This window comes from Streptomyces sp. M92 (genome assembly GCF_028473745.1).
In the GTDB taxonomy this organism is placed as follows: domain Bacteria; phylum Actinomycetota; class Actinomycetes; order Streptomycetales; family Streptomycetaceae; genus Streptomyces.
In genome coordinates this window covers 3,898,484-3,916,780 of record NZ_CP101137.1, presented here as the reverse complement: position 1 = coordinate 3,916,780, position 18,297 = coordinate 3,898,484, and the positions used below count along the sequence as shown (strand labels likewise).

The window sequence follows — 18,297 nt, the reverse complement described above, 5'->3', positions numbered from 1 at the left end:
ATCCTGACCATTCGGGCGCCTGTTCACCCCCTGCTTGCGTGGAACCGTGTCCTCGTGTCCGCCCCTGTCAGCCGCCGGGCCCGGACCGGTGCGGCTCCGGGCGGACCAAGGGCCGCCGGGTGGCGCGCCCCGGGTCCAGGGCCGCGCGGGCGACGATCCAGCCGGAGAGCGCGTGCGGGTCGGCGGGGTCGTGGGCCAGGTCCTTGGCGTAGCCGTCCAGCGCGGTGGCCGGGGCGCCGGCGGCGAGGTGCTCGTCGGCGGTGCGCGGTACGGCGGGGCGGACGGCGAAGGCGTGGGTGCGCACGTCGGGCCGGAAGCCGCTCCGTCCCGCGGGCGGGTGCCCCGAGGGCTGCGGCGAGCCGGCCGGCGACGGCGACCGGGGTGGCGCCGACGGGCACGAGGGGCGCGTCCGAGTCGAGGGGGCCGGCGACGACCCGGGCGGTCGGACAGCGGGACGGGCCTCGGCGAGGCCGTCCGGGGCGAGGGAGGCGGCCGCGGCGGCGAGCAGCGGGTGGGCCGCCAGGTCGGCGGTGGCTCGGGCCAGGCCGGGCCCCAGCCCGGCCGCCGGTCCGTCGCCCTCGGCGGCGAGGGCGACCAGCCGGGTCCGCAGGCGCTGGCCCGGTGGCAGGAAGCCGGGCGGCAGTTCCGCGGCCGGGGGCGAACCGGCGGCGGCGAGCGCCAGTTCGGCGTACGGGTCGGCGTAGAGGGCCGCCCAGCCGGTGGTGTCGTCGTCGCCGGGGGCGTCCGCCGCGAGCGGGCCCCGGCGGCCGGTGCCCGAGGCGGGAGGCAGGCTCGCTCCGCCCGCGGCCAGCGTGGCTCCGTGCTCGCCGTCCCAGTAGTACGGGACGACGCGCAGGCCGTCGCGCAGTGCCGTCACTCCGGCGGAGAAGCGCCCCGCGAGCGCAGAGAAGCCCGGTGCACGCACTCGCGTGCCGTGGATGAAGACGACCGCCGTCATGTGCCCCACGTGACCCTGGTCGTTCCCCGTGTACGACTTTCGATGACCCGTCAGATCGCTTTTATTCTGGCCGAGTTGAGCGCGCCCACGGGTACGCCTCGAACGCGGGGCCGCCGAACAGCGGACCGCCGGACATGTCTGCGGGCCGGACGGCCACCGGACCAACGGGGGACAGGATGAGCCCTGACGCGCTGATCACGCACTTCGTGGGGGCATCGGCCCTCGTCCTGGTGGCGGCCCACACGGCGGGCTGGCTGGCCCGGAGGCTGAAGCAGCCCTACATCGTGGGCCAGTTGTCGGCGGGCATCGCGCTCGGCCCCTCCCTGCTCGGCGCGGTGGCTCCGGACGCGTACGCGACGCTGTTCCCCGCGGAGATCGGGCCCGCGCTGACCGGCTTCGCGCAGTTCGCGCTGGTGGTCTTCCTGTTCGCGGTGGGCTACGAGCTGGATCTTAAGATCCTCGGCGACCGGGCCCGCACCTCGCTGACCGTGGCCCTGGCCTCCTTCGTGGTGCCGATGGCGGTGGGCTGCGGGGGCGCGCTGCTCTTCCGGGAGCAGCTGCACGGCCTGGGCATGCCCCGTGATCCGTCCCCCGCCGTGGTGGTGTTCGCCGGCATCGCCCTGTCGATAACGGCGGTGCCCGTGCTGACCGCCATCGTGCGGGAGAACGAGCTGTCCCGGTCCGTTCCCGGGGTGGTGGCGGTGTCCGCGGCCGGGGTGCTGGACGCGGTCTGCTGGACGGTGCTGGCCGCGGCGCTGATGGACGGCGCCGAGGCGACGGCGCTGGACTGGCCGTGGCGGGTGGCGCTGGCCGTCGGCTTCGTCACCGTGATGCTGCTGGCGGCCCGGCCGGTACTGCGCCGGCTGCTGTGGCGGACCCGGCTGGAGCCCTCGCTGCGGCTGGCGCTGCTCATCGGGTTCGCCCTCGGGTCGGCCTGGGTGACGCACTCCCTGGGCCTGCACGTGATCTTCGGCGCGCTGCTCGCGGGGGTGGTGGTGCCCCGCGAGGAGGGCGGCACGCTCGATCCGGACCTGCTGCGTCCGCTGCACGAGGTCAGCTCGCTGCTGCTGCCGTTCTTCTTCGTGCTCTCGGGTCAGTCGGTGACGCTGAACGGCATGGACGGCACGGGCTGGGGCGTCCTGCTGGTGGTGACGGTGCTGGCGGTGGTGACGAAGGTGGGCGGCGGGACGCTTGCCGCCCGGCTGGGCGGACTGGACCGGCACGACGCGCGGACCGTCGGCGTGCTCCTCAGCGCGCGGGGCCTCACCGAGCTGATCGCCCTCGACGCGGGCCTGCGAGCGGGCCTGCTCTCCCCCGCGCTGTACACGGTGCTGGTCATCATGGCCCTCGCCACCACCCTGTTCACCCAGCCGCTGCTGCTCCTGACCCGGCGCCTGGCCGAACGCGACCGCGCCCGCCGGCCTCCCCCGCCCCGCCCCACGTCCCCGCCCTCCCAGGACGGCACGACCACAGCACCGGCGGACCTGGGCTGAGCCGCTGCCCCGCACCGGGGGCAGCGCCCGCTTCTCCGGAACGCATGGCATCAACCACGTACCGCCGGACACCACGCTGCCGGGCGGGCCCGGCAACGGCGCGCACCCACCGCCGAACCGCGGCGCACTCCGCCCGCTGCCCGGCCGCACGCCGCGTCCCACGCCGGGCCCGGCACCGCCGCCCAGCCGCCGGGGGCCACAGCGGCATCGGAGCGATTCGCACTCGCTGCGCCGGTGGCGGCGTGCGGCGGTGAGCCAGGGGCGGTCGGCGGGTCCGGTCGAAGTCCCGCCGGACATGGGCGTGTTGGCCTCTCCCGTGACGGTGGTCAGCGTGGTGATGTGGCAGGGTGCGGTTGTAGCGTTCGACGTTGCCGTTGGTCTGCGGCCGGTAGGCGCGGGTGAGTTCACCGGCCGCGCCGAGGCCGGTCAGGGCGTTGCGTCAGGCGAAGCTCTTGCGGTAGGGCCAGACGTTGCCGGTCAGGACTCGTTCGACGCGGTCGATGCCGCGGGCGGTGAGGAAGGCGGCGGCCCGGCGGAGGAAGGCGGCGCAGGTGGAGGCCTTCTCGTCGCCGTGGACCTCGCTGTAGGCGAGACGGGTGTGGTCGTCGACGGCGGAGTGGATGTAGTCGAAGCCCATGTTGCCGCGGGTGGCGCGGCCGACTTGGCGGCCCAGGGCCTTGTGGCCGCCGCCGTCGGGGATCCGGCGGGTTTCCTGACGTCGACGTGGACGAGTTCGCCGGGCCGGTCGCGTGCGTAGCGGCGGATGGTCTCTCCGGTGGGCCGGTCCAGGAAGGCCAGACGGTTCAGCCCGTGGCGGGTCAGGATCCGGTGGGTGGTCGAGGCGGGCAGGCCCAGGACCGGGCCGAGGCGTGCTGGCCCGAGCTTGCGGTCCCGGCGGAGCCGGCATACCTGGGCCTCGGTCGCCGCCGGGGTGCGGTGCGGTGTCGTCAGGGGCCGGCTCGAGCGGTCGTGCAGCCCTTGCTCGCCTTCGGGCCTCCAGCGGTGAACCCACCTGTGGGCCGTGACGCGCGAGATGCCCGTCCCGACTGCGACGTGCGCGACGGGACGGCCAGTGCGGACACGCTCGACGAGCAGTCGCCTGCCATGAACAGTCAGCCGGGCATTACGGTGGGACACGAAGACCTCCGTGCGGTGCAGTCCTGGACAGCTCCACCACACCGGAGGTCTTCGCCATGATCAAGCCTCGCCGGCGTTGACAACGCTCGTGATCGATACAGCTAGAGCCTCGGGTCGACGGGCTCCGACTCCAGCGCCAGCACCCCGAACACCGCCTCGTGCACCCGCCACAGCGGCTCGCCGTCCGCCATGCGGTCCAGGGCCTCCAGGCCGAGGGCGTACTCGCGGATCGCCAGGGACCGCTTGTGGCCCAGGAACCGCTGGCGCAGCCGGGCGAGGTTGTCCGGGCGCGTGTACTCGGGGCCGTAGATGATCCGCAGGTACTCCCGGCCCCGGCACTTGATGCCGGGCTGCACCAGACGGCCCTTGCCGTCCCGCACCAGCGCGCCGACCGGCTTGACGACCATGCCCTCGCCGCCGCGGCCGGTCATCTCCAGCCACCAGTCGACGCCGGCGCGCACCGACTCGGGGTCGGCGGTGTCGACGTACAGCCGCCGGGTGGTGCGCAGCAGGCCGCTGCCGTCGTGCTCGACCATCCGGTCGATCAGGGCCAGCTGCTCGTCGTGCGGCACGGCGGCCAGGCTGCGGCCCTGGACGGCGAGGATCTGGAACGGGGCCAGGTGGACGCCGTCCAGGCCGTCGGTGGGCCAGCAGTAGCGCCGGTAGGCGTCGGTGAACGCGGCGGCGTCGGCCGCCCGTTCGCGCTGGCGGTCGAGGAGGTCCTTCACCTCGACGCCGCGCGCGGCGGCGCCCTCCAGGGCGGCCAGCGCACCCGGGAACACCGCGCCGGAGGCGGCGCCCACGGCGGCGTACTGGGAGCGGAGCAGCCCGGCGGCCTTCAGCGACCAGGGCATCAGCTCGGTGTCGAGGAGCAGCCAGTCGGTGGCCAGTTCGTCCCACAGGCCGGCCTCGCCGATCGCGGTGCGCAGCCGGTCCAGAATCGCCTCGGTGACCGGGGCGTCGTCGAGGAAGGGACGGCCGGTACGGGTGTAGAGGGAGCCGGTGGGGCCTCCCCCACTCTCGGCTGCGCTCGAGCGGGAGCTACCCCCACCGCCGAAGCGGGTGCGGGCCGCCTCCGCGTCGCGGCAGACCAGCGCCACCGCCCGCGATCCCATGTGCTTCTCCTCGCACACGACCCGCGCCACACCGTCCGCCGCGTACTGCGCGAAGGCCTCCTCGGGGTGCTCCAGGTAGCCGTCCACGCCGGAGGTGGCGGTCGGCGCCATGGTCGGCGGGAGGTACGGCAGCAGCCGGGGGTCGGTCGCGAAGCGGCTCATCACCTCCAGGGCAGCAGCCGCGTTCTCCTCGCGCACGGTGATCCGGCCCGCGTGCCGGGTCTCCACCACCCGGCGGCCGTGCACGTCGGCCAGGTCGAGCGGGCGGCCGTCGTGTCCGCCGGGCGCCTCGGTGCGCAGCGGCTTGGCCGGCTCGTACCAGACCCGCTCGGCCGGTACGTCGACCAGCTCGCGCTCCGGCCAGCGCAGCGCGGTGAGCTTGCCGCCGAAGACGGCGCCGGTGTCCAGGCAGATGGTGTTGTTGAGCCAGGTCGCCTCGGGGACCGGGGTGTGGCCGTAGACGACGGCGGCGCGGCCCCGGTAGTCCTCGGCCCACGGATAGCGCACCGGCAGCCCGAACTCGTCGGTCTCGCCGGTGGTGTCGCCGTACAGGGCGTGGCTGCGGACCCGGCCGGAGGTGCGGCCGTGGTACTTCTCGGGCAGGCCCGCGTGGCAGACCACCAGCTTGCCGCCGTCGAGGACGTAGTGGCTGACCAGGCCGTCGATGAACTCGCGCACCTCGGTGCGGAACTCCTCGCTCTCGCCCTCCATCTGCGCGATCGTCTCGGCGAGTCCGTGGGTGTGCTGGACCTTGCGGCCGCGCAGGTGGCGGCCGTACTTGTTCTCGTGGTTGCCGGGTACGCACAGGGCGTTGCCCGACTTGACCATGGACATCACACGGCGCAGGACGCCGGGGCTGTCCGGGCCGCGGTCGACCAGGTCGCCGACGAAGACGGCGGTGCGGCCCTCGGGGTGGACGCCGTCGGTGTAGCCGAGCCTGCCGAGCAGGGTCTCCAGCTCGGACGCGCAGCCGTGGATGTCGCCGACGATGTCGAAGGGGCCGGTGAGGTGGGTGAGGTCGTTGTACCGCTTCTCGGTGACGACGGTGGCGTGCTCGACGTCCTCGGCACCGCGCAGCACGTGCACCTTGCGGAAGCCCTCGCGCTCCAGGTGGCGCAGGGAGCGGCGGAGTTCGCGGGTGTGGCGCTGGATGACCCGGCGGGGCATGTCGGCGCGGTCGGTGCGGGTGGCGTTGCGCTCGGCGCACACCTGCTCGGGGACGTCGAGGACGACGGCGATGGGCAGGACGTCGTGCGTGCGGGCCAGCTCGATCAGCTGGCGGCGGGCGTCCTGCTGCACGTTGGTCGCGTCGACGACGGTGCGGCGGCCGGCGGCGAGGCGCTTGCCTGCGATGTAGTGCAGGACGTCGAAGGCGTCCCGGCTGGCGCTCTGGTCGTTCTCGTCGTCGGAGACCAGGCCCCGGCAGAAGTCCGAGGAGATGACCTCGGTGGGCTTGAAGTGGCGCCGGGCGAAGGTGGACTTGCCGGAGCCGGAGGCGCCGATCAGCACGACGAGGGAGAGGTCGGTGACCGGCAGGGCACGGCCCCGGGCGGGGGTGGCGGTGGTGTCGCCGGTGGTGGTCATGCGGCCTTCGCCTCCTTCTCGGTCGAGCTCGCGGTGGTGGTCGCGGCGGTGGTCGTGGTCAGGGTGAAGAGGGCCAGCTGCGTGGGCGGGCCCACCTCGGGGTCGTCGGGGCCGACGGGGCGGAACTCGACGGCGTACCCGTAGCGTTCGGCGACCGCGCCCGCCCAGGTGCGGAACTCCTCGCGGGTCCACTCGAAGCGGTGGTCGCGGTGGCGGACGTGGCCGGCCGGGAGGGTCTCCCAGCGCACGTTGTACTCGACGTTGGGGGTGGTGACGACGACGGTGCGCGGGCGGGCGGAGCCGAAGACGGAGTACTCCAGGGCGGGCAGCCTCGGCAGGTCGAGGTGCTCGATCACCTCGCTGAGCACGGCGGCGTCGTAGCCTCCCAGGCGCTTGTCGGTGTAGGCGAGGGAGCCCTGGAAGAGCTGGACGCGCGCGGCCTGCCGCTCGCCCATGCGGTCCAGCTTGAGCCGCCGGGAGGCGATGGTGAGCGCGCGCACCGACACGTCCACGCCGACGACCTCCGTGAAACGCGGCTCCTTGAGCAGCTCGCGCACCAGGTGGCCCTCGCCGCAGCCGAGGTCGAGGACGCGGGCGGCGGCGCCGTCCCGCAGCGCGGTGAGGATCGCCTCGCGGCGCTGGACGGCGAGCGGGGTCGGCTTCTCCTCCTGCTCGGCCTCGGCCGCGACGGCGTTGTCGATCTCCTCGACGTCGCTGTCGTCGGTCTCGGCGAGCCGGAGCAGCTCCAGCCGGTCCATCGCCTCACGGGTCAGCGACCAGCGGCGGGACAGGTAGCGGCTGGTGATCAGCTTCTGCTCCGGGTGGCCCGGCAGCCAGCCCTCGCCGGCCCGCAGCAGCTTGTCGACCTCGTCCGGGGCGACCCAGTAGTGCTTGGCGTCGTCGAGCACCGGCAGCAGGACGTACAGGTGGCGCAGGGTCTCGGCGAGGGTGTTGGCCGCGGACTCCAGTTCGAGGCGGACGTAGCGGGAGTCGCCCCACTCGGGGAAATCGGTGTCCAGGGGGAGGGGCTCGACGGTGACCGTCCAGCCGAGCGGTTCGAACAGGCGCCGTACGAGGTCGGGGCCGCCGCGGGCAGGCAGCGCCGGGGTCTGGACGCGCAGCGGCAGCGGCTCGGCCGCGCGCTCGGGGCGGGACTTGCACACGCCGCGCATCGCGCTGGAGAAGACGTTGCTCAGCGCCACGGCGAGGAGCGAGGAGGCCGCGTACGGGCGGTCGTTGACGTACTGCGCGAGGGCCGCGTCCGGGGCGCCGCCGCGGCCCTTGCCCTTGCCGCGCCGGACCAGCGCCACCGCGTCGACCTCCAGCAGCAGCGCCGCCGTGCAGCGCTGCTCCTCCGCCTCCGGGTAGAGCACGTGGGCCGTGCCGAAGGAGGTGGAGAACGCCTGCGCCTTGTCGGGATGCTTGTGCAGCAGGAAACCGAGGTCGGTCGCGGGGCGGTCGGGAGTACCGGTGGTGGTGAGGGTCAGGAACATGCGGAGGGCCTCTCCGGCTGGGTGGATGTGAAAGAGCGTCCTACGTGCGGGAGCCCCCGGGCGGCTTTCCCCGGGGGCTCCGGCGGGACGACCGTCACACCATCGCACAGGGCGGGTGACCGGCGCCTTCGGTTATTCGGACGGCTGTCTCAGGCCAGCTGGGACTGGACCTGGGAGGAGATCAGCTCCAGGTGGTCCAGGTCGTCGAGGTCCAGGATCTGGAGGTAGATCCGCCGGGCGCCGACCGCCGCGTACCGGCCGATCTTGTCAACGACCTCGGCCGGGGAGCCCGCCAGTCCGTTGGCCTTCAGTTCGTCGACCTCGCGGCCGATGACGGCGGCGCGGCGGGCGACCTCGGCGTCGTCCTTGCCGACGCAGGCGACCAGGGCGTTGGAGTAGGTGAGGGCGTCGGCCGGGCGGCCGGCTTCCGCGGCGGCTGCCCGCACCCGGCCGAACTGGCGCTCGGTGTCCTCGACCGAGGCGAAGGGGATGTTGAACTCGTCGGCGTACCGCGCGGCGAGGCGCGGGGTGCGGGTGGCACCGTGGCCGCCGATGAGCACCGGAACCTTCGCCTGCGCGGGCTTGGGCAGCGCGGGCGACTCGGTGAGGTCGTAGAACTTGCCGTGGAAGTCGAAGGTCTTGCCCGTCTCGGTGCCCCACAGCCCGGTGACGATCTCCAGCTGCTCCTCCAGGCGCGCGAACTTCTCCTTCGGGAAGGGGATGCCGTACGCCTTGTGCTCCTCCTCGAACCAGCCCGCGCCCAGGCCCAGCTCGACGCGGCCGCCGGACATCTGGTCGACCTGGGCGACCTGGATGGCGAGGACACCGGGCAGCCGGAAGGTGCCGGCGGTCATGAGGGTGCCGAGCCGGATGCGCTTGGTCTCGCGGGCGAGGCCGGCCAGGGTGATCCAGGCGTCGGTGGGGCCGGGGAGGCCGTCCACGGAGCCCATGCGGAGGTAGTGGTCGCTGCGGAAGAAGGCGTCGAAGCCGAGGTCCTCGGTGGCCTTGGCGACGGTGAGCAAGGTGTCGTAGGTGGCCCCCTGCTGGGGCTCGGTGAAGATACGGAGATCCATGTCTCCATCCTGCCCGCTCGGCGCGGGTGCGCCGCACCGGCTCCGGGTACCCCGGGGGTGCTTCCCGGCCTCCGGGGGGTGAATTCGCGTCAACCGCGGGCCCGGTGCGCGGCAGGGCCAGTGACCGGGCCGGACGGTGATCGTTTGGCGGGGCGGAGCCGGATCGTCCGGCATCCGCGCCGGGGCGTGTGCGCCGGTGCGTCAACCGTGTCGGCCTCCCCGTGGGGGCTGGGGCCGAGGAGGCCGCCATGTCCGAAGAGACCGTGCCGCAGCAGAACGGGGCGGATTCCCCGCCCAAGGGGCTGCTCCAGCAGATGGAGGAACTCATGGCGGCGCTGAACGCGGACCTGTCGGCCCTGGACGCCGACCTCCAGTCGGCCGGGGACCCGGGGCGGCCGGCGGGCGAGGAGCGGCGCGCCGACTGAGCTGTACGCGGGTGCGAGGGGCGGGTGGCCGGCGGCGTGGCTAGCCCGCCTCCCGCTCCGGTAACTCCGCTTCCCCGTCCGCCAGCTTGCGCAGCATCTCCAGCACCCGGTCCCGGGACTCGTCCGCCGCGTCGATGGCCTCCATGCACTGCCAGTACGTGGCCTCGTCGTCCGCGGCGCAGGCCACGCCGACCAGGGCGATGCCGGTCTCGCCGAGCAGGGTGCCGAGGCGCATCAGCGCCTGGCGGGCGTCGCCCAGCTCGGTCAGCTGGGCGGCGCGCAGCTCGCCCGGCGCCAGCTCGGGGGTGCGCAGCACTCCGCAGCCCCGGCCCGCCAGCTCGGTCAGCCCGATCGCCTCGCCGCGCAGTTCCGGTGGTCCGTAGACCGCCAGCCGGCTGCCGATCGCCTGCGCCAGGGCCTGCACCTGCCATACCTCCGTCAGGACGTCCGGCACCTCACCGCCGGCCGCCAGGGCACGCCCACTCGTCACGATGAGCCGCACAGCGTCCATGCGCTGCCCCCGTCTTTGTCCGACGCGCCCAGGGCGCGTCCGCCCGAACTCCGTTGTCCACTACCCAGAGTGAAGGCGTGTGGGACGAAAAGCTAGAGGAAGGTGGAAATCTTCGGACAACAAATTGATTTCCGGCCCGTTCTTGACTCCGGAGAGTGATAGCGGAGTTGGACACTCCTCCTCGTTCAGCCTTCCGGTTCACCGCGCACCGGGAAGCGCAGCTCGTTCCGCTCGATCTTGGCCTCCAGCGCGGCCAGCGGATCGACGTCCAGCACCTCGCAGAACTGGAGCAGGTACGCCAGTACGTCGGCGACCTCGTCCCGCACCCGGTGGGCGGTGTCCGGGTCGCTCATGACGCGGGCCGACTGCTCGGGCGTCAGCCACTGGAAGATCTCGACGAGTTCGGAAGCCTCCACGCTGAGCGCGGCGGCCAGGTTCTTGGGGGTGTGGTACGGCTGCCACTGCCGCGCGGCCGCGAACTCGGCCAGCCTGCGCTGCAGTGCCGCGAGGTCCAGGGGGTGATCGGTCACGGCTCCAGGTGTACCACCGTGACACCGTCCGCCCCGGCCGCCCAGGAGGCGTCGGCGACCGCCGCGACGAGGCGGATGTGCCCGCGGTCGCACATCCGGGCCGCCAGCCGCAGCAGTTCCGCCCGCTGCCGCGGGTCCAGGCCGCGGTCGAAGCCGTCGGCGAGGACGGTGAGCGTCTGCAGGGCGGCGGGCACCTCGCCGGCCGGGTCGACCTCCAGCACGCCGGGTCCGGTGAACAGCACCAGCGCGAGGGCGAGGTAGCGCAGTTCGCCGTAGCCGAGGCGGGTGAGCCCGGTGCGGACGCCGTCGCCCCGGTCCAGCAGGGCGCGCACCACGCCGCCGACGACCGGCTCGGCCAGCACGTCCGCGACGGGGCCCGCGCAGCCGGCGCGTACCGCCGCGACGAACCGCGCGTGCCGCCGTGCGCACTCGGCGCGGGTGCGCCACAGCACGTCGGCGAGGTTGTCGCAGCCGCCGAGCAGGCGCCCGGAGCCGGTCGGCACGGGCTCCCGCATCCGGCCGGGCCGCGGATCGCAGGCGAAGACGGAACGCAGGGCGACCACCATCTGCTCGGCCGCGGCCAGCACCCTGCGCTGGCCGTCCGTCTTGCCGGCCACCCTGAGCGGCAGCAGCGGCGTGCCGAGCCGGTCGTCCGGCAGCGGGGCGCGGGTCACCGGCGCCGCCCCGGCCGTGTGCCAGGCGGCCTGCACGGCGCGACGGCCCGGGTCGCGCAGGGCCGTCTCCAGCAGCACGACCCCGTCGGCCGTCAGCCGTTCGCCCACGATGCGCAACTCGGGCTCCGCCTGCACGGCGACGTCCAGGCGGACCGGGCCCGCCGCCCCGTCGGCCGTGCAGCCGATGCGGAAGCCGCGGCGGTGCTGGGCGTCGGGCCGGGCCCGCTCGGGAACGCAGGCGACCGGGTCGGGGAACGCCACCGCGAGCTCGGCGCCGCCGCCGAGCCGCGCGAGAGCGTCGTACGCCCTGAGCGCGGTGGTCTTGCCGCAGCCGCTGGGGCCGGCGAGCACGGTGAGCGGCCCGAACGGCAGCACGGCGCGCCGGTGCCCGGCGAAGGCGGACAGCCGCAGCTCGGTGACCCGGGGCCGGTCCGGGAGCGGGGTGTCGGACGCCGTCGACGCGGGTGACGCTGCCATGTCCGGACCGTAGGACGGCACCGGTACGCCGAACCGTTTTGCCCGGAACGCGTTCCTACGATCGGGGGACGCGGCCGTCAGGACCGGGCGGGGCCGTCACACTCCGGGAACGTCCGCGGCGCCCTCCATCAGCCCGTTCACCTCGGTCCCGGCCGGGGTCAGCAGGAACACGTTGCGGTCCACCCGGTGCATCCCGCTGGCCAGGCCGAAGACGACGCCGGTGCTGAAGTCCAGGACCCGCTTGGCCACCTCGCCCTCGGCGCTGGTCAGGTCAAGGAGGACCGGGATGCCAGACATCAGGGTCTCGGCGACCTCACGGGCGTCCGCGAACACGTTGACCCGCAGGACGACGAACCGGCGACGGGTCTCGGTCACCGCCTCCGGCAGCGCCCGGTGCCCGACCGAGGACGGCCAGGCGTCGCGCCCGCGCAACGGAACGACCTGGGCGAGCCCCTCCCACTGTTCATCGGTGACGTCGTGGCTGTTCACCGGTCCCCCCGAAATCCACTCGCCTTCATTGCGTGCACCAGCCAATTCTTACGCCAAGTCACCCGTTCGGCCCAACACCGACACGGTTCGCGACGCTCCGTGTCCGGTGGTTGCCGCCGCGGGGGCCGGGGTACTCAGCGACGGCCGCGCCACCCGCGCGATGCCGTTGCCGCGCCGACCGCCGAAGGAGAGTTCCATGGGAGCGCTGGACCTGCCCGAACCCGTCGTCCGCGAGGGCGCGCCCGCGCCCGTCGACGTCCGAGGGCTCGAGGCCGCGCTGCGCGAACGGGTCGACGGGGAGGTCCGCTTCGACGCCGGGAGCCGGGCCGCGTACTCCACGGACGCCTCGAACTTCCGGCAGACGCCCATGGGAGTGGTCGTCCCGCGCACCCCCGAGGCCGGCGCGGAGGCGGTGGCCGTGGCGCGGGAGTACGGGGCGCCCTTGCTGTCGCGGGGCGGCGGGACGAGCCTGGCCGGGCAGTGCACCAACGCCGGGGTGGTGCTCGACTGGTCGAAGTACTGCACCCGCGTGGAGTCCGTGGACACCGACGCCCGCACCTGTGTGGTGCAGCCCGGCATCGTGCTGGACGACCTCAACCGGCAGCTCGCGCCGTACGGCCTGCGCTACGGGCCGGAGCCCGCCACCCACGCCAACTGCACCGTCGGCGGCATGATCGGCAACAACTCCTGCGGCGCCACCGCGCAGGCGTACGGCAAGGTCGTCGACAACATCGCCCGGCTGGAGGTGCTGCTCTACGACGGGACCCGCTTCTGGTGCGGGGAGACCGGCGACGAGGAGTACGCCGGGATCGAGCGGCAGGGCGACCTGCGGGCGACCGTCTACCGGCGGCTGCGCGCGCTGCGCGACACCTACGGGGACGAGATCCGCCGCCGGTTCCCACAGATCCCGCGCCGGGTGTCCGGCTACAACCTGGACTCGCTGCTGCCCGAGCACGGCTTCGACGTGGCCGGGCTGCTGGTGGGCAGCGAGTCCACGCTGGTCACCGTCCTGCGGGCGGAGCTGGAACTGGTGCCGGTGGTGAAGGAACGGGTGCTGGTGGTCCTCGGGTTCGACGTCATCGACAAGGCCGCCGACGCCGTGCCCGACATCCTGCCGCACGAACCGATCGCGCTGGAGGGCGTGGACGCCCGGCTGGTCCGGGACCAGCGGATCAAGCGCCTCAACGACAAGGCGCTCGCCGAGCTGCCCGACGGCAACGCCTACCTGATGGTGCAGTTCGGCGGCGACACCGTCGAGGAGGCGGGCGCGCAGGCGCACCGGATGCTGGAGGCGGTGCACCGCTCCGAGCACGACGCGGACTGCTCGTTCCTCGACGACCCGGCGAACGAGCAGGCGCTGTGGCAGGTCCGGGAGGCCGGGCTCGGCGCCACCGCCCACATCCCGGGCAAGCCCGACACCTTCGAGGGCTGGGAGGACTCGGCCGTCGCCCCCGAGAAGCTGGGCGACTACCTGCGGCGGCTGCGCGCGCTCTTCGAGGAGTTCGGCTACCTGAGCGACACCGGGCCCAGCCTGTACGGGCACTTCGGGCAGGGCTGCGTGCACACCCGGATCCCGTTCGACCTGTACACCGCCGACGGGGTGGCGACGTACCGGAGGTTCATGCAACGGGCGGCCGACCTCGTCGTGGAGTTCGGCGGGTCGCTGTCCGGGGAGCACGGCGACGGGCAGAGCCGGGGTGAGCTGCTGCCGCGGATGTTCGGGGACGAGCTGGTCGAGGCGTTCGGGCGGCTGAAGGCCGTCTTCGACCCGCTGGACCGGATGAACCCGGGGAAGGTCGTCGCACCCTACGGGCTGGACGAGAACCTGCGCCTGGGCGGTGACTGGGCCCCGTACGAGCCCCGCGACCTGCGTTTCCGCTTCCCGCACGACGGGGGGTCGTTCTCGCAGGCCGCCAACCGGTGCGTCGGGGTCGGCAAGTGCCGGCAGCACACCAGCGACGGCACGGTGATGTGCCCGTCGTACCAGGTGACCCACGAGGAGGAGCACTCGACGCGGGGTCGGGCCCGGCTGCTGTTCGAGATGCTCGACGGGCACGGGGACGGCGCCCTGCGGGACGGCTGGCGGTCGGAGGCGGTCAAGGACGCGCTCGATCTGTGCCTGGCCTGCAAGGGGTGCAAGAAGGACTGTCCGGCGGACGTGGACATGGCCACGTACAAGGCGGAGTTCCTGTCCCACCACTACGAGGGCCGGCCGTGGCGCAGGCCCCGCTCGGACTGGTCGATGGGCTGGCTGCCCGCGCTCGCGCGGATGGTGGGCCGCACCCGGCTCGCGCCGGTCGTCAACGCGCTCACCCACGCCCCGCTGCTGTCGAAGGCGGCCGTGCTGGCCGCCGGGGTGGCGGACCGGGAGGTGCCGCTGTTCGCGGAGCAGACGTTCGAGCAGTGGTTCGAGCGCCACGAACCGGAGGGCGACGGGCGGCGCGGGTCGGTGCTGCTGTGGCCGGACACCTTCACCAACCATTTCCACCCGCACATCGGACGGGCCGCGGTCCGGGTGCTGGAGCACGCCGGCTGGCGGGTGGAGCTGCCGTCCGAACCGCTGTGCTGCGGGCTGACCTGGATCTCCACCGGACAGCTCGGGACGGCGCAGAAGGTCCTCACCCGGACCGTGCGCGGCCTCGCCGAGCACGTGCGGGCGGGCGGCCTGGTGGTGGCGCTGGAGCCGAGCTGCACGGCGGTGTTCCGGGCGGACGCGGGCGAGATGTTCCCCGGCGACCAGGACGTGCGCCGGCTGGCGGAGCAGACGGTCACGCTGTCCGAGCTGCTGACCGAGCACTCCCCCGGTTACGAGCCGCCGCGGGTGCCCGAGCGGTCCGCGAAGGCGCTGGCCCAGGTGCACTGCCACCAGCACGCGGTCATGGGCTGGGAGGCCGACCGGGAACTGCTGCGCCGGGCCGGGGTCGACGCCGAGCGGCTGGACTCCGGCTGCTGCGGGCTGGCCGGCAACTTCGGTTTCGAGCGGGGCCACCTGGACGTCAGCGAGGCGTGCGCGGAGCGGGTGCTGCTGCCGCGGCTGCGGGAGGAGGACGAGGCGACGGTCGTCCTCGCCGACGGGTTCAGCTGCCGCACGCAGATCCACGAGTTCGACAGCGGCGGCCACGAGGGCGTGCACCTGGCGGAGCTGCTGGCCTCGGCGCTGCCCCGGCCCGCCGGGGACACCGACGTCCCGGGCAGCGCGTACGGCACCGCGCCGGGCGCCCGGCCCGCGGCGCCGGGGCGGCGGGCGAAGGCGCTGGCGGTGGCGGGCACGGGGCTGGCGGCCGTCGGTTCGGCGGTGGCCCTGGGCCGGGCCCTGCGGCACCGCTGACGGCCGCGCCCCGGCGTCCGGACGGCGGTGACCTCCGGAGGCCGGGGGCGGCTCCGGAGGTCACCGGCGGTGGACGGTTCCTTCTCGACGGTCCTTCAGGCGGCCTGGTCCTGGCGGCTGGCCAGGGCCCAGATGACGAAGACGTCGATCGCCATCATGATCACGGACCAGACGGGCGAGTACGGCAGGAACAGGAACTGGGCGATCAGGCTGAGCGAGGCGAGGAAGATGCCCGCGAAGCGTGCCCAGGCCATGTCCTTGAGCAGGCCGACCCCGGTGACGAGGACCAGTGCGCCCAGGATGACGTGGATGACGCCCCAGCCCGTCAGGTTCAGTTCGTAGACGTAGCTGCCGACGCGGGCGTACACGTCGTCCTCGGCGATGGCCGCGATGCCCTGCAGGACGGCGAGGGCGCCGTTCAGCAGCAGCAGTACGCCCGCGAAGACGACGCCGCCGGTCACCCAGCCGCTGGAACGGTCCGCGGACCGCGGGGTGCCGGTGCCGTGCGTCGGCCTGCCGGGAGAAGGTGCGGCGTGCTGGCTCATGAGCGGAGTCCTTTCTGCGTGTCCCCCGTACGGACCTGCGCCCGTCGGCACCCCGAGGCGCCGACAGGTCATTCGAGCCTGCGGCCACCCGCTCCGCCCGGCCATGCGGGCCCGCCGAACGGGTGAATACGACGCACGACCGCGCCCTGCCGCCCGGTCCCCGGGACGGACGGCGTGCGCGTGCGGGCCCGGGGCGCCTCGCGTTTACTGAGCCGCACATGCGAACGCTCGGGAGGGACCGGGCGCGGTGGACGGAGGAGGGCCCGTGACGACGCAGCCCGCGCCGGCCAACGCGGTGCCGGGCCGGGCCGAGCAGTCCCTGCGCCGCACCCTGCTCAGCCCCGGCTATCTGCGGCTGTTGCCGCTGTGCGTGCTGCTGGGGGTGCCCATCGCACTGGCCTGCTTCTTCTTCGTCGGGCTGCAGCACGAGCTCCAGCACTGGGTGTGGACGGCGCTGCCCGAGGCGGTGGGGTACGACGCCCCGCCCTGGTGGTGGCCACTGCCCGCGCTGGTGCTGGCGGGGCTGATCCTGGCGCCGATCGTGACCCGGATGCCGGGCGGCGGCGGTCATCTGCCGGTGAACGGGCTGGGCGGCGCGCCCGTCGGCCCTCGTGCGCTGCCCGGCGCCGTCCTGGCCGCGCTGGCCACGCTGCCGCTCGGGGTGGTGCTGGGACCGGAGGCGCCGCTGATGGCCGTGGGCAGCGGGCTCGCCCTGCTGGCGGTGCGGCGGGCGGGCGCGGCCGGGGACCCGAAGGCGAGCGCGGTCCTCGCCACGGCCGGCTCCACCGCCGCGATCTCCACCATTCTCGGCGGTCCGGTGGCCGCGGCCGTGCTGCTGATCGAGGGGGCCGGGCTCGGCGGCGCCCAGCTGGTCGCCCTGCTGCTGCCCTGTCTGCTGGCCAGCGCGACGGGCGCCCTGGTCTTCACCGGCTTCGGCCAGTGGACCGGTCTGAAGATCGGCGCCCTCACGCTGCACGACCTGCCGCCGGGCGCCAATCCGGACGCCGGGGACTTCCTCTGGGGCATCCCCACGGCGGCGCTGATCGCCGTGCTGATCACGCTGGGCCGCGGGCTGGGCCGGCGCACGGTCTCCTGGACGCGGGAGCGCACGGCCGTCCGCACCGTCGCCTGCGCCACGGCGGTCGGCGTCTGCGTCAGCGCGTACGCCCTGATCACCGGCCGCTCCCCGGCCGAGGCTGCGCTGTCCGGGCAGGCCACGCTCGCCGAGCTCGCCGCGCACCCGCACGCCTGGTCGGTGGGCGCGCTGGTGGCGCTGGTCGCGTGCAAGGGGCTGGCCTGGGGCATCGCGCTGGGCAGTCTGCGCGGCGGCCCGATCTTCCCGGCGGTGCTGCTGGGCACGGCGACGGCCCTGGCCTGCTCCGGCCTGCCCGGCTTCGGTACGACGCCGGCCCTCGCCCTCGGCATCTCCGCCGCGGCGGCCGCGGTGACGGGGCTGCCGCTGGCCAGCGCCGTGCTGGCGGTACTGCTGATGGGCGGCGACGCGCACGACCAGATGCCGCTGATCGTCACCGGGTCGGTGGTCGCCTTCATCGTCGCCCAGGTGGCCCGCCGGACCGAGCCGGGCGCGGACACCGACGGCGGACCGGCGGCCGGAGCGGGCACGGGGACGGACACCGACGGCGGACCGGCGGCCGGAGCGGGGCGGTGAGGGGCCGGTCGGCAGGGTGGCGGGCGGTGCGGCCCTGGGGGGTGCGGGCCGGGGCCACGGCGGTCGTGGTCACGGCGTACTTCCTCCTCCCCCTCGACCGTCTGGGCCCGCAGCGCCCCCTGCTGAGCTGGCTGCTGTTCGCCCTGGTCCTGACGGTCGTGGCCGTGCTGCTGCTCCGGCAGATCCGGCACGTACTGGTCGACCGGCCGGACTCCCGGCCCGGCATGGTCCTCTCCCTGCTGATCGTCCTGTCCGTGCACGTCTTCTCGGCCACCTACTACGCCCTCGCCAAGCAGCCCGGCGAGTTCACCGGGCTGCACACCCGGGTCGACGCCCTGTACTTCACCGTCGTCACCCTGGCGACCGTCGGGTACGGCGACATCACCCCGCGGGGCCAGTCGGCGCGGATCGTGACGGTCCTGCAGATCGCGTACAGCTTCGTGTTCCTGACCGCCGCCGCGACCGCGCTGACGCAGCGGATGCGCGACACGGTGCTGCGGCGCACGGGCCGGGGCCGGTCCGGCTCGCAGGACGGCTGAGGGGTGCGCGCGCCCGCCGGGCGGGAGGCCCGCTTGTCACCACCCTCGTGGGAGCACTACCGTCGTCACGCCTTGGTGAACGGGAAATCCGGTGTGATGCCGGTGCGGCCCTCGCCACTGTGAATCGGGAAGTCCGGCTCCGGCCCTCGCGGGCAGCCACTGGATCGCTTGCGATCCGGGAAGGCGGAGCACGGGCGGTGGTACCCGTAAGCCAGGAGACCGGCCAAGGCGCGTCGTCCATCCACGAGGTGCTGGAG

General features: G+C 74.2%; 14 protein-coding genes, 1 pseudogene and 1 riboswitch. Of the genes and pseudogenes, 5 read left to right on the top strand and 10 right to left on the bottom strand.

What is annotated here, in order from left to right:
- Nucleotides 1-67 precede the first annotated feature (67 nt).
- The gene (locus M6G08_RS17760; RefSeq protein WP_272588131.1) at nucleotides 68-958 is read right to left on the bottom strand and encodes a hypothetical protein; all 891 of its coding nucleotides are present in this window, start codon (nucleotides 956-958) and stop codon (nucleotides 68-70) included.
- Nucleotides 959-1,134: 176 nt separating this feature from the next.
- On the opposite strand from M6G08_RS17760, the gene M6G08_RS17755 reads away from it, so the two are divergent.
- Nucleotides 1,135-2,451, top strand: coding sequence for a cation:proton antiporter (locus M6G08_RS17755; RefSeq protein WP_272588130.1), 1,317 nt, complete (start codon nucleotides 1,135-1,137; stop codon nucleotides 2,449-2,451).
- A 343-nt stretch (nucleotides 2,452-2,794) separates the two neighbouring features.
- Here M6G08_RS17755 and M6G08_RS17750 read toward each other — a convergent pair.
- The 4 genes and pseudogenes from M6G08_RS17750 to M6G08_RS17735 form a co-directional block, all read right to left on the bottom strand.
- A pseudogene (locus M6G08_RS17750) lies at nucleotides 2,795-3,588 on the bottom strand (IS481 family transposase); the annotation flags it as partial.
- Between the two features lie 101 nt (nucleotides 3,589-3,689).
- Entirely contained in the window at nucleotides 3,690-6,287 is a 2,598-nt protein-coding gene (locus M6G08_RS17745; protein WP_272588129.1) for a polynucleotide kinase-phosphatase, read from the bottom strand.
- Nucleotides 6,284-7,780: a 3' terminal RNA ribose 2'-O-methyltransferase Hen1 gene (locus M6G08_RS17740; protein ID WP_272588128.1), complete on the bottom strand. Its 1,497-nt coding sequence runs from the start codon at nucleotides 7,778-7,780 to the stop codon at nucleotides 6,284-6,286. The genes M6G08_RS17745 and M6G08_RS17740 overlap by 4 nt, the downstream gene beginning before the upstream one ends.
- A 149-nt stretch (nucleotides 7,781-7,929) precedes the next feature.
- Complete coding sequence (locus M6G08_RS17735; protein ID WP_272588127.1) at nucleotides 7,930-8,853, bottom strand: LLM class F420-dependent oxidoreductase; 924 nt, start codon at nucleotides 8,851-8,853, stop codon at nucleotides 7,930-7,932.
- Nucleotides 8,854-9,101: 248 nt separating this feature from the next.
- On the opposite strand from M6G08_RS17735, the gene M6G08_RS17730 reads away from it, so the two are divergent.
- On the top strand, nucleotides 9,102-9,278 hold the full coding sequence (locus M6G08_RS17730) for a hypothetical protein (protein WP_272588126.1): 177 nt from the start codon (nucleotides 9,102-9,104) through the stop codon (nucleotides 9,276-9,278).
- 40 nt (nucleotides 9,279-9,318) lie between these two features.
- On the opposite strand, the gene M6G08_RS17725 is transcribed toward M6G08_RS17730, so the two are convergent.
- The 4 genes from M6G08_RS17725 to M6G08_RS17710 all read right to left on the bottom strand — a co-directional run bounded on the left by M6G08_RS17725 (nucleotide 9,319) and on the right by M6G08_RS17710 (nucleotide 11,959).
- Nucleotides 9,319-9,789 (bottom strand): DUF6099 family protein, encoded by a 471-nt coding sequence (locus tag M6G08_RS17725; RefSeq protein ID WP_272588125.1) that lies wholly within the window; start codon nucleotides 9,787-9,789, stop codon nucleotides 9,319-9,321.
- A 185-nt stretch (nucleotides 9,790-9,974) separates the two neighbouring features.
- The gene (locus M6G08_RS17720) at nucleotides 9,975-10,319 is read right to left on the bottom strand and encodes a nucleotide pyrophosphohydrolase (protein ID WP_272588124.1); all 345 of its coding nucleotides are present in this window, start codon (nucleotides 10,317-10,319) and stop codon (nucleotides 9,975-9,977) included.
- Nucleotides 10,316-11,470 carry an AAA family ATPase gene (locus M6G08_RS17715; protein WP_272588123.1) on the bottom strand — a complete coding sequence of 385 codons (1,155 nt, stop codon included), beginning with the start codon at nucleotides 11,468-11,470 and terminating at the stop codon, nucleotides 10,316-10,318. The genes M6G08_RS17720 and M6G08_RS17715 overlap by 4 nt, the downstream gene beginning before the upstream one ends.
- 96 nt (nucleotides 11,471-11,566) lie before the next feature.
- Complete coding sequence (locus M6G08_RS17710) at nucleotides 11,567-11,959, bottom strand: cell division protein SepF (RefSeq protein WP_272588122.1); 393 nt, start codon at nucleotides 11,957-11,959, stop codon at nucleotides 11,567-11,569.
- Nucleotides 11,960-12,155: 196 nt separating this feature from the next.
- Here M6G08_RS17710 and M6G08_RS17705 point away from each other — a divergent pair, with 196 nt between their 5' ends.
- Nucleotides 12,156-15,287, top strand: coding sequence for an FAD-binding and (Fe-S)-binding domain-containing protein (locus tag M6G08_RS17705; RefSeq protein ID WP_272588121.1), 3,132 nt, complete (start codon nucleotides 12,156-12,158; stop codon nucleotides 15,285-15,287).
- Between the two features lie 95 nt (nucleotides 15,288-15,382).
- Here M6G08_RS17705 and M6G08_RS17700 read toward each other — a convergent pair whose 3' ends face one another.
- On the bottom strand, nucleotides 15,383-15,832 hold the full coding sequence (locus M6G08_RS17700) for a DUF7144 family membrane protein (RefSeq protein WP_272588120.1): 450 nt from the start codon (nucleotides 15,830-15,832) through the stop codon (nucleotides 15,383-15,385).
- Nucleotides 15,833-16,097: 265 nt separating this feature from the next.
- Here M6G08_RS17700 and M6G08_RS17695 point away from each other — a divergent pair, with 265 nt between their 5' ends.
- Nucleotides 16,098-17,501 (top strand): chloride channel protein, encoded by a 1,404-nt coding sequence (locus M6G08_RS17695; protein WP_272588119.1) that lies wholly within the window; start codon nucleotides 16,098-16,100, stop codon nucleotides 17,499-17,501.
- A 26-nt stretch (nucleotides 17,502-17,527) separates the two neighbouring features.
- A complete protein-coding gene (locus M6G08_RS17690) occupies nucleotides 17,528-18,040 on the top strand; it encodes a potassium channel family protein (RefSeq protein ID WP_272588118.1) in 513 nt (170 codons plus the stop codon).
- A 56-nt stretch (nucleotides 18,041-18,096) separates the two neighbouring features.
- A riboswitch (cobalamin riboswitch) is annotated at nucleotides 18,097-18,282 on the top strand.
- Nucleotides 18,283-18,297 lie beyond the last annotated feature (15 nt).